The organism is Mycobacterium aquaticum, assembly GCF_002086485.1.
GTDB classification, from domain to species: domain Bacteria; phylum Actinomycetota; class Actinomycetes; order Mycobacteriales; family Mycobacteriaceae; genus Mycobacterium; species Mycobacterium aquaticum.
On the sequence record NZ_MVHF01000022.1, the window covers coordinates 105,361 to 116,683 of the forward strand.

At 64.5% G+C, this 11,323-nt stretch carries 11 protein-coding genes; 7 read left to right on the top strand and 4 right to left on the bottom strand.

Going from position 1 to position 11,323, the window contains the following annotated elements:
• Positions 1-5: 5 nt before the first annotated feature.
• A complete protein-coding gene (locus BST13_RS21035) occupies positions 6-1,487 on the bottom strand; it encodes a cytochrome P450 (protein WP_083165954.1) in 1,482 nt (493 codons plus the stop codon).
• Positions 1,488-1,615: 128 nt separating this feature from the next.
• Here BST13_RS21035 and BST13_RS21040 point away from each other — a divergent pair, with 128 nt between their 5' ends.
• On the top strand, positions 1,616-2,257 hold the full coding sequence (locus tag BST13_RS21040) for a TetR/AcrR family transcriptional regulator (RefSeq protein WP_083165955.1): 642 nt from the start codon (positions 1,616-1,618) through the stop codon (positions 2,255-2,257).
• Positions 2,258-2,279: 22 nt separating this feature from the next.
• Complete coding sequence (locus BST13_RS21045; protein WP_083165956.1) at positions 2,280-3,134, top strand: SDR family oxidoreductase; 855 nt, start codon at positions 2,280-2,282, stop codon at positions 3,132-3,134.
• Between the two features lie 152 nt (positions 3,135-3,286).
• On the opposite strand, the gene BST13_RS21050 is transcribed toward BST13_RS21045, so the two are convergent.
• Genes BST13_RS21050 through BST13_RS21060 form a run of 3 tightly spaced genes read right to left on the bottom strand, consistent with a single transcriptional unit; the run spans position 3,287 to position 6,173 of the window.
• Positions 3,287-4,459 carry an AAA family ATPase gene (locus tag BST13_RS21050; protein ID WP_083165957.1) on the bottom strand — a complete coding sequence of 391 codons (1,173 nt, stop codon included), beginning with the start codon at positions 4,457-4,459 and terminating at the stop codon, positions 3,287-3,289.
• Between the two features lie 9 nt (positions 4,460-4,468).
• Entirely contained in the window at positions 4,469-5,560 is a 1,092-nt protein-coding gene (locus BST13_RS21055) for a DNA polymerase IV (protein WP_083165958.1), read from the bottom strand.
• A 4-nt stretch (positions 5,561-5,564) separates the two neighbouring features.
• The gene (locus tag BST13_RS21060; protein ID WP_083165959.1) at positions 5,565-6,173 is read right to left on the bottom strand and encodes a TetR/AcrR family transcriptional regulator; all 609 of its coding nucleotides are present in this window, start codon (positions 6,171-6,173) and stop codon (positions 5,565-5,567) included.
• Between the two features lie 96 nt (positions 6,174-6,269).
• Between BST13_RS21060 and BST13_RS21065 the strand changes: the two genes are divergently transcribed.
• The 5 genes from BST13_RS21065 (at position 6,270) to BST13_RS21085 (ending at position 10,784) form a co-directional block, all read left to right on the top strand.
• Positions 6,270-6,812, top strand: coding sequence for an NADPH-dependent FMN reductase (locus BST13_RS21065; protein WP_083165960.1), 543 nt, complete (start codon positions 6,270-6,272; stop codon positions 6,810-6,812).
• A gap of 607 nt (positions 6,813-7,419) precedes the next feature.
• Positions 7,420-7,659: a redoxin NrdH gene (locus tag BST13_RS21070; protein WP_029367354.1), complete on the top strand. Its 240-nt coding sequence runs from the start codon at positions 7,420-7,422 to the stop codon at positions 7,657-7,659.
• Positions 7,660-7,697: 38 nt separating this feature from the next.
• A complete protein-coding gene (nrdI, locus tag BST13_RS21075; RefSeq protein ID WP_064949332.1) occupies positions 7,698-8,141 on the top strand; it encodes a class Ib ribonucleoside-diphosphate reductase assembly flavoprotein NrdI in 444 nt (147 codons plus the stop codon).
• Entirely contained in the window at positions 8,108-10,276 is a 2,169-nt protein-coding gene (nrdE, locus tag BST13_RS21080; RefSeq protein WP_083165961.1) for a class 1b ribonucleoside-diphosphate reductase subunit alpha, read from the top strand. The genes nrdI and nrdE overlap by 34 nt, the downstream gene beginning before the upstream one ends.
• A gap of 103 nt (positions 10,277-10,379) precedes the next feature.
• Complete coding sequence (locus tag BST13_RS21085) at positions 10,380-10,784, top strand: hypothetical protein (RefSeq protein WP_083165962.1); 405 nt, start codon at positions 10,380-10,382, stop codon at positions 10,782-10,784.
• Positions 10,785-11,323: the final 539 nt, after the last annotated feature.

Here is an 11,323-nt window from a genome sequence, read left to right on the forward strand (position 1 = left end):
AGCTGTCAGCGGATCGGACGCAGCACGATCGGCATGCCGTCGACCGGCACGGCCATACCGCCGTAGTCGTACCACGGCTGATAGCCCGGATGCGCCAACTCCAGGCGGTACCGACGCATGAGCCGGTGCATGACGGTCTTGATCTCCAGCTGGCCGAACACCATGCCGATGCACTTGTGTGCACCACCGCCGAACGGGGCGAACGCGTAGCGGTGCTTCTTGTGCTCGCTGCGCGGCTCGGCGAAGCGGTCGGGGTCGAAACGTTCTGGATCCGTCCACAACTCGGGCAACCGGTGGTTGATCGCAGGCCAGGTGACCACATCCGTGCCGGCCGGTATGTAGTAGCCGAGGATCTCGGTGTCGCGCACGGCGCGCCGGAAGTTGAACCCCAGGGGCGTCTGCATCCGTAGCGCCTCGTTGATCACCAGGTCGTAGGTCTCGAGCTTCTCCAGCGCCTCGATGTCCAGCGGCGCATCACCGATGCGTTCGGACTCCTCGCGCAGCTTGTCCTGCCACTGCGGGTTGGCCGCAAGGTGGTAGGCCATAGTGGTCAGCGTCGATGTGGTGGTGTCGTGCGCGGCCATCATCAAGAAGATCATGTGCGCGATGATCTGGTCGTCGGTGAAGCTCCGGCCGTCCTCGTCCTCTGCATGACAGAGCACGCTGAACATGTCGGAGCCCTCCGACCGGCGCTTCTCCGCGATCCGACCGGCGAAGTAGTCCTCGAGAGTTTTGCGGGCCTGGATGCCGCGCCACCACGACAGCGGCGGAACGGGGGTGCGCACGATCGCGTTGCCGGCCCGGGTTGTGGTGGTGAAGGCCTGGTTGATGGTGGTGACGAGCTTGTGGTCGGTACCCGCCGGGTGGCCCATGAAGACCTCGGAGGCGATGTCGAGGGTCAGCTCTTTGGCCGCCGGGTGGAACAGGAACCGCGGGTCGTTGGCCACCCAGTCGTTGGCCAACACCTGAGTCGCCACCGAATCGATGTGCGAGACGTAGCCGGTGAGCTTGGTGCGTGTGAAGGCTTCCTGCATGATCCGGCGGTGAAACATGTGCTCGTCAAAATCCAAGAGCATCAATCCGCCCTCGAAGAACGGCCCGATGACGGGGTCCCACGCGCGCTGGGAGAAGTCCTTGTTGCGATTGGAGAACACCGTCTGCGTGGCATCGGGGCCCAGCGCCATCACCTGTGACAAGGCAGGGGTGTGTGCGTAGTAGACCGGGCCGTGCTTGCGGTACAGCTCAAGGATGTACTCCGGACCGCCGCGGAAGATCTCGATCATATGGCCGATGATCGGCAGGCCGGAGTCGCCCAGGATCGGCTTGAGGTCGCTGCCCGCCGGTGGCTCGGCGAAGACGAACTGGTCCCAGTCCTTCTCCTTCAGGCGCTTCTCCACGGCGGCCATGCCCGGCAGCGTGTTGGGTGTCGGTGTGAAGCGTCGCTTTGCCTGATCTAGGAGATAGTGCGGGGTGCTGATCGTTGCCATGAACCGCTCCTGAGGCCGCTGAAACTGACAATGTGTGGTCGATGTCACCACCTGAGGCCATCCTGGCTGTCAGACTTGACGCATGTCAAGTTTTGTTCTGGCCTGTCGCAATGCGAAGGTCTAGTGCCATGACCGCCGAACAGGTCCCGGAGGACAGCAACGAAGGCCCGGTGCGGCGCAGCCGCGGTGACCGGCAGCGCGACGCCATCGTCAAGGCTGTTCGGGAGCTGCTCGAAGAACAGTCGTTCGCCGATCTGTCCGTCAGCGCGATCAGCGAACGCGCCGGGGTGGCCCGCTCGGGTTTCTACTTCTACTTCGACACCAAGTACGCGGTCCTCGCGGTGATCGTGGCCGAAGCCATGGAGCAGCTCGACCAACTCACGCACAATTACGCCCCCCGCGAACCCGACGAGGAGCCTGCGGCCTTCGCCAAGCGGATGGTGGGCAATGCTGCCCTGGTATTCGCCACCAACGACCCGATCATGTCGGCCTGCACCATCGCGCAGAACACCGATGCGCAGATCCGCGAGCTGATGAACGACTTCGAGGACGGGGTGATCGCCAAGATCGTCGGCCTGATCGAGCAGGACAGTGGGGCCCGCCCGATCTCCGACGACCTCTCCGGGCTGGTGCGCATGCTGGTGGCCACCACCGCGATGACGCTGTCTCACGACCCGGCGTTCATCGGCCGCGGTGAAGACCCGCAGCGCGCGATCGACGTGCTGGAACGCCTGTGGCTCAATGCCCTGTGGGGTGGCCAGGTTCGTTAGCCGTCCCGGTATGGTCACCGCTATGGCGCAGGGGAGCGACTTTCGGGGGAAACGCTGCTTCATCACGGGGGCGGCAAGCGGTATCGGGCGGGCCACTGCGCTCGCGCTGGCGGCGCAGGGCGCTGAACTGTATCTGACCGATCGCGACGGCGATGGTCTGGCGCAGACGGTGGCTGACGCGCAGGCGCTCGGCGCGCAGGTGCCTGCGCATCGCGCACTGGACATCTCGGACTACGACCAGGTCGCCGCGTTCGCGGCCGACATCCACGCCGCGCACCCCGCGATGGACGTGGTGATGAACATCGCCGGCATCTCGGCGTGGGGCACCGTCGATCAGCTCACCCATCAGCATTGGCGCTCGATGATCGACGTCAACCTCATGGGTCCGATCCATGTCATCGAGACATTCGTGCCGCCGATGGTCGCCGCCCGAAGGGGTGGTCAGCTGGTGAACGTCTCCTCGGCCGCCGGCATCGTGGCCCTGCCCTGGCATAGTGCCTACAGTGCCAGCAAGTACGGGCTGCGCGGACTCAGCGAGGTGCTTCGGTTCGACCTGGCCCGGCACCGCATCGGGGTGTCGGTGGTGGTGCCGGGTGCGGTGAAAACCGGGCTGGTGCAGACGGTTCAGATCGCCGGCGTCGACCGCGACGACCCGGACGTGCAGAAGTGGGTGGACCGGTTCGCCGGGCACGCCGTGTCCCCGGAGAAGGCGGCCGCCAAGATCCTGGCCGGCGTGCGACGCAACCGGTTCCTGATCTACACCTCAGCCGACATCCGCGCGCTGTACGCCTTCAAACGTGTCGCGTGGTGGCCTTACAGCGTGGCGATGCGCCAGGCGAACGTGCTGTTCACCCGGGCGCTGCGACCCCGCCGCTGATCATTTCGCCGCCCGGGGAAGGCCCAGCGCGTCGGCCACGCCGTCTGCTGCGGTGAGCTTGCGGGTTCTCCTCGACTCGTGGGCGCAGGACGGCATCAGGTAAACCCACTGAGGTGAACCGTCGGTGTGCACCGGGCGAACGGCCCTCGGGCTCAGCGATTTCCCCAGTGCCAGGCCGGTGTGTTCAGCAGGCCCAAACCGGCGACTTTCGTTTCACCCCAATGCTTGTAGAGCTCCACTTCGATGGCGCAGCCGCGGTCCTCATCGGCGACCGGTGTGGTGTCGAGGAATTCCAGCAGGGCCCGGGAGTGCGTGACCACCACCACCTGCGTCTGGGTGGCGGCGGTGGCGATCAGGGTGGCCAAGGGCCGTACCAGATCCGGGTGCAGTGACGTCTCCGGTTCGTTGAGCACCATGAGGGAAGGCGGTCTTGGACTCAACAAGGCTGCCGCCCACAACAGGAAACGCAGTGTGCCGTCGGACAATTCGGCGGCGCGCAGGGGCCGCAACATGCCACGTTGGTGCAGTTGCAGATCGAAGAGTCCGTCGTTGACGGCGACCGAGACGGTGGCGCCGTCGAACGCGTCGGCCACCGCGCGGGCCAGGTCGTCGAGCCCGGCCTCGATGATGGTCTGGGTGGCTGCGGCCAGGTCGGCTCCGTCGTCGGAGAGCACCGGCGTGCGGGTGCCCACCTGCGGTTGGCGCGCCGGGGCGCCGGCGTCGACGCGGAAGCCGTCGTAGAAGCGCCAGTCGCGCAGCCGTTCGGAGACCGCGGACAGCTCCGGCAGGGCGTGGGGGTGAGCGTATTCGGCGAGCACGCTGCGGTAGGACGGCAGCGATCGGCTCAGTTCGTCGAAGCCCCGACCGGATTCGGCGGCCGCCTCGGCATACTCGCGGGTGCGACGAACCAGTGCCGAGCTTGGCCGCAATACCGGACCGGCGAAGACCATCTCGCGCTTGATCTCGGGATCCAGGGCGAACGCCGTCGGCCCGGTGCCCGCCATCTGCGGCAGGCCGAGGTCGACCAGATAGCCGAAATCGTCTGAAGCGAAACCTAGTTCGAGTGAAACCGGACGGGTACGGGTGGTGCCCTGGGCCTCCTCGGCCGGCTGCTCCGGCCCGGCCCACAGCACCGATTGCAATCCGCCCTCTCGCGCCAGCGACCCGATCACCCGGCCGCGTCCGCAATCGGCCAGCAATCGCAGCGCCCGGTAGAGCGACGACTTGCCCGTGCCGTTGGCGCCGGTGACGACGGTGAGATCGGTCAGCGGCAGCGTCACGTCGCGCAGTGACCGGTAGCCCCGGACGGCGATGGTCTGCAGCATGCGACCAGGTTATTGACCAGGTCCGACACCGGCGTCGGCGCCGGGAGGCATGGCCAATTCGAGCCGCACGCCGAGCAGCCGGATCGGCCGGTCGAGTTCGAACAGATCGAGCACGGCAAGGGCGGTATCGGCGATCACCTCGGCGTCGGTGCCCGGTTGCGACAGCTTCCGGATCTTGGTGCGCGTGTAGAAGGTGTTGGTGCGCACGGTCACGGCGACCCGGGTGACCACGCGGTCCTGTTCGACCACCTCGGTCAGGGTGCGCAGGCTCAGGTCCCGCACCGCCGCGTCGATCTCGGTGCGGTCGGTGAGATCGTGGGCGAAGGTGATGACGTGACTACGCGACCGCGGTACCCATGGTTCGGCGCTGACCTCGGTGTCACCACCGCCCTTGGCCAGCAACAGGATCCACAGGCCGGTGGTAGGCCCGAACGTCGAGGTGAGCAGCTCGGCGTCGGTGGCGGCCAGTTGGGCGACCGTCGTGATACCAAGCGTGGCAAGCTTTTTGGTGGTCTTCGGCCCGACACCCCACAGCGCGTCGGGTGGCCGGTCACCCATCACGTCCATCCAGCTGTCCGCCGTGAGCCAGTACACGCCTGGGGCCTGGTCTGCTCCTCGCGTGCGCGTCGGTTTGGCCAGGCCGGTGGCGATCTTGGCCCGCTGCTTGTTGTCGCTGATGCCCACCGAGCACGACAGCCCGGTCTCGGCGGCCACCACTGTGCGGATGCGTTCGGCCAACTCGACGGGATCGACCGACTCGTCGGTACCCAGGTACGCCTCGTCCCAGCCCCAGACCTCCAGCGGGTGGCCGAGATCTCGCAGCAGGCCCATCACCTGCTCGGACGCTTCGTCATACGCGGCGGGGTCGGACGGCAGGAAGGTGGCGTCGGGACACTTGCGGGCCGCGGTTCGCAATGGCATGCCGGCGTGCACACCGAACTCCCGGGCCTGATACGACGCACAGGTGACGACCTTGCGGGGTTCGGTGGGATCGCCGTTGCCGCCGACGATGACCGGAAGGCCGACCAGTTCGGGATGCCGCCGCAATTCCACCGACGCCAGGAACTGGTCGAGGTCGACGTGAAGAATCCAGCCGGTCATCGCGCTAGCAGCCGCACAGTTTGCGAGCGGTCGCCTCCCATGCCGCGCCGAGCTCGTCGAGGGTCCGGCCGCGGTCGTTGAGCTGGTGTGCCACGTAGTCGGCGTCCAGCAGCGCGATCAACGCATCGGCCTGAGCATCGAGATCGCCTGTGGTGTTGGCGGTTTCGAGCAGCATCCGGACATGTGCGCGGTGCAACATGGCCGGACCTGCGAAGCGGGTCTGGGGATCGCGGGCCGCGTCGGACAACAGAGCGTGGTGGCAGTGCACGAACCGCAGCCGGTCGCGGCCGTAGGCGAGCAGGCGTTCCAGCGGAGGTGCGCCGGGGCCGAGTGGGGGAGGCCCGAACATGAACGCTTCCTGTTCGACCTTCTCGTCCTCGTCGAGCAGGACCATCATCAGCCCGGCGCGGCTGCCGAACCGGCGGAACAATGTTCCCTTGCCAACCCCGGCGGCGACCGCGATATCGTCGGTACTCACGGCGTCGGGTCCGCGTTCCGCGATGAGGCGGCGGGCGGCGTCGAGCAGGAGTTCGCGGTTGCGGGCGGCATCGCCCCGTTCGGCCGGCGTCGCATCGGTGACCGCGAGCCTGGCACGCCGGTCAGAAGCAGTCACCTTTGAACTTTAACTCAGGCGGAATTAATCGGACCACAGTCCGGTTACTCTGGGCGAAGATCGGGTCAGACGACATAGGACACAGGGAGAAGGAACATGGCCGATATCAAGGTTCTCGTACTGGTGGGCAGCCTGCGGGCGGCGTCGACCAACCGGCAACTCGCCGAACTCGCCGTCGAGGCCGCGCCGGACGGCGTGGACCTGCGGATCTTCGATCAGCTGGGGGAGCTGCCGTTCTACAACGAAGACATCGACGGTGACGATGTGGCCGAGTCGGTCACGGCGCTGCGCAGCGCGGCCGCCGGGGCCGACGCCGCTCTCGTCGTCACGCCCGAATACAACGGAAGCATCCCGGGTGTCCTGAAGAACGCCATCGACTGGCTGTCGCGGCCCTACGGCAACGGTGCGCTCAAGGACAAGCCGCTGGCTGTGGTCGGTACGGCGCTGGGACAGTACGGCGGGGTGTGGGCGCACGACGAAACCCGCAAGTCGTTCGGCATCGCCGGGCCCCGGGTCGTCGAAGACCTCAAGCTGTCACTGCCGGCCAAGGCTCTGGATGGGCGCCACCCCCGGGAGAACGATGAGGTCGCCGCGACCGTGCGCGACATCGTGGGCAAGCTCGCTGCCGAGGTGAACTGAGCGGGCGCATCTGCGTCGGCTCCGCTGAGCCGGCACGTTCGATACCAGGGCTGGGGCCGACCATGTCGGCCCCAGCTTCGTTGTTGGGGATCTTCGCCAGATCTGCGTGTCGCGGACACCGGACCGGCCCCGCCGATCACGAGCACCTCGCCAGACGGCCGCGTAGGACCGCAGATGGCCGGCAGCGGGTTTGCTACCGGCGATCTTGGTGTGCTAGGCGAGGCGTACTTGTCGGTGGCTGGTGGTACACCCATAGATATAGCGCGACACGCGCCCTGCGATCGTTTGCGACACGCCGGGAGCGGGGCCTGCGGCGAGCTTACGACCTGGGAATTTCAAAAATGTTATTCAGAACATCTTGTATGGCTTCGGATGATCGGCCACTAGGTGTAGTGTCTGTGAGACCGACAGGCCACCACGGTTCGGGAGCCCGCCGGAGCGCAGCAAATCCGGCGGAATCGGTGTCAGCACCGGCCGGAGGGCGGCTTCCGGCGCCAGGAATTTTGGAGGGCTGGAGGTCGCTGAAGTTTAGCGAATGCAGTGATCCGACCAAGTTGCCAGTCCGGGTTCAGATCTTTCACTTACCGCAAGAGGAGCCGTACCGAAGATGACCGTCACCGTGTACACCAAGCCCGCATGCGTGCAGTGCAACGCCACCTACAAGGCGCTGGACAAGCAGGGCATCGCCTACGAGAAGGTGGACATCACGCTCGACAGTGAGGCCCGTGACTTCGTGATGGCGCTGGGTTACCTGCAGGCTCCGGTTGTCGTGGCCGGCAACGAGCACTGGTCGGGCTTCCGTCCGGACCGGATCAAGGCGCTCAGCGGCGCAGCGGTCAGCGCGTAACGGAGGCAGTAACCACGGGGGTAAGGATCGGGGCCAGGATGACCAATCTCGTCTACTTCTCCAGCGTCTCGGAAAACACTCACCGATTCGTCGAGAAGCTGGGCATCCCTGCGACCCGGATCCCTCTGCACGGCCGGATCGAGGTGGACGAGCCATTCGTCCTGATCTTGCCGACCTATGGCGGAGGCCGTGCCACGCCGGACATCAACAACGGCGGTTACGTGCCCAAGCAGGTCATCGCGTTCCTCAACAACGAGCACAACAGGTCGTTGATCCGCGGCGTCATCGCCGCGGGCAACAACAACTTCGGTGCGGAGTTCGCCTACGCGGGCAATGTCGTCTCACGCAAGTGTGGCGTGCCGTACCTGTATCGGTTCGAACTCATGGGTACCCCTGACGACGTGGAAGCCGTCCGTGCAGGGCTGGAAGACTTCTGGAAGGAACAGACGTGCCACCGACCGTCACAGCTGCAGAGCCTGTAAGCGACAGCACGCACGCGCTTCCGGGGGAGACGGATTACCACGCCCTCAACGCGATGCTGAATCTGTACGACAAAGACGGCAAGATTCAGTTCGACAAGGACAAGCAGGCTGCGCGCGAGTACTTCCTGCAGCACGTCAACCAGAACACGGTCTTCTTCCACAGCCAGGACGAGAAGCTCGACTACCTGATCGAGAAGAACTACTACGAGCGCGAAGTACTCGACCAGTACAGCCGCAACTTCGTGAAGTCGCTGCTGGACCGGGCCTACGCCAAGAAGTTCCGGTTCCCGACCTTCCTGGGCGCGTTCAAGTACTACACCAGCTACACGCTGAAGACCTTCGACGGCAAGCGCTACCTGGAACGGTTCGAAGACCGTGTCGTCATGGTCGCGCTGACCCTGGCGGCCGGTGACACGGACCTGGCCGAGAAGCTGGTCGACGAGATCATCGACGGCCGGTTCCAGCCGGCCACCCCGACGTTCCTCAACTCGGGCAAGAAGCAGCGCGGCGAGCCGGTGAGCTGCTTCCTGCTGCGCATCGAGGACAACATGGAGTCCATCGGGCGCTCCATCAACTCCGCACTGCAGCTGTCCAAGCGTGGTGGCGGAGTTGCGTTGCTGCTGTCCAACATTCGCGAGCACGGCGCCCCGATCAAGAACATCGAGAACCAGTCCTCGGGTGTCATCCCGATCATGAAGCTGCTCGAGGACTCGTTCTCCTACGCCAACCAGCTCGGGGCGCGCCAGGGCGCGGGTGCGGTGTATCTGCACGCCCATCACCCCGACATCTACCGCTTCCTCGACACCAAGCGCGAGAACGCCGACGAGAAGATCCGGATCAAGACGCTGAGCCTCGGCGTGGTGATCCCGGACATCACCTTCGAGCTGGCCAAGAAGAACGAGGACATGTACCTGTTCTCGCCGTACGATGTCGAGCGCGTGTACGGTCTGCCGTTCGCTGACATCAACGTCACCGAGAAGTACTACGAGATGGTCGACAACGCGCAGATCCGCAAGACCAAGATCAAGGCGCGCGAGTTCTTCCAGACCCTGGCCGAGTTGCAGTTCGAATCCGGCTACCCGTACATCATGTTCGAAGACACGGTGAACCGGGCCAACCCGATCGACGGCAAGATCACCCACAGCAATCTGTGCTCGGAGATCCTGCAGGTGTCGACGCCGTCGGTATTCAACGACGATCTGTCCTACGCGCAGGTGGGCAAGGACATCTCGTGCAACCTCGGCTCGCTCAACATCGCCAAGACCATGGATTCGCCGGACTTCGCGCAGACCATCGAGGTGGCCATCCGCGCGCTGACCGCGGTGAGCGATCAGACCCACATCTGGTCGGTGCCGTCGATCGAGCAGGGCAACAACAGCTCGCACGCGATCGGCCTGGGACAGATGAACCTGCACGGATATCTGGCCCGCGAGCGGATCTTCTATGGGTCTGAAGAGGGCATCGACTTCACGAACATCTACTTCTACACAGTGCTGTTCCACGCGCTGCGGGCGTCGAATCTCATCGCGATCGAACGCGGCACGCACTTCGGTGGGTTCGAGAAGTCGAAGTACGCCTCGGGTGAGTTCTTCGACAAGTACACCGAGCAGGTGTGGGAGCCGAAGACCGACAAGGTGCGGCAGATCTTCGTTGACGCCGGCATCCACGTTCCGACACAGGATGATTGGCGCTCGCTCAAGGAATCTGTGCAGGCGCACGGGATCTACAACCAGAACCTGCAGGCCGTTCCGCCGACAGGGTCGATCTCATACATCAACCACTCGACGTCGTCGATCCACCCGGTGGCCAGCAAGATCGAGATCCGCAAGGAAGGCAAGATCGGCCGGGTCTACTACCCGGCGCCGTTCCTCACCAACGACAACCTGGAGTACTACCAGGACGCGTATGAGATCGGCTACGAGAAGATCATCGACACCTACGCCGCGGCCACTCAGCACGTGGACCAGGGGCTCAGCCTGACGCTGTTCTTCAAAGACACCGCCAACACGCGTGACGTGAACAAGGCGCAGATCTACGCCTGGCGTAAGGGCATCAAGACGCTGTACTACATCCGGCTGCGACAGATGGCTTTGGAAGGCACTGAAGTCGAAGGTTGCGTCAGCTGCATGCTCTAGGGGCGTCCTAGCTATAACGCAGGCCAGGGGGAGATCCCCTGGCCTGCGTTTTTGTTGGCCGGGACGTCCGCACACGACGTGCGGTCGGTGGTTCAATGCGCGCATGACCGGTAGTCCGCCGTGGTGGATCTCGATCTCGCCCGAGGAGTTGGCGGCGACGATCCTGCCGCTGTTCTCCTACCCTCAGCTCTCACCGGACGTGTATGAAGGCTTCGCCATTTACAACATCGCCGTGTGGTGCAGGGCAGGTCGGTGGGCCGAACCCAAGTTCGTCTACCGGCACGGGAACCCATACACCGATCCCGACCTGCGGCCGATAGCGGAAGCTATCCAAGTCTTGGAGCAGTCCCGCCTACTCATGCGGTTCGTCGCAGGAGACTCCGCAACAGTTTCCGTTCCCGCACTCGGTCTGACCCGGCGAGGCATCCACGCACTGGAATCCAACACCGTGCGGCAGCACCTCGGACTCCGCGACCTCGACACCGAGAAGTCCAATCCGCCAGGTTGACGGGCGGCCTGCCGAGTGTGCACTTCACGGCGCTTCGTACGGTCGACGAGTCATGACCGGACTCGCCGGGGGAAATGCACACAAATTGTCGTTGTACGGCCGGCGAAAGGTAACCGGGCCGGTGCGCGCATTGTCAGGCCCGGCGGTAATTGGCCTGCCGTGGCTTGGACCCCTGTGTACGCGACGGCGAATGGCGCGACCTACAGCACCAGCAGGCGAAGCTGTCAGGTCACTGACCTGCGGATTTGACTCGGTGTTGGTGCTGACGTAACTTATTGCAGGTCCGAGCGACACGGTCTAGGCCGGGGAGTGAGGACGGAATCCGAGAGAGACGCTCATTTCGGTGGGTCTTCTCACTGCCCGCACAAGGTCAGCGGCTTTTAGCCGCGGGATTGTTGCGCGGTTGGTTCGGGTGTGTTGTTTGAGAACTCAATAGTGTGTTTGGTGGTTTTTGTTTGTTGTTTTTTGGTTGCATTCTTTTTCCCGTTTAGGGTGTGACCTTTTGTTTTTTTGGATGCCAGTTTGTTGGTGTCTTTTTG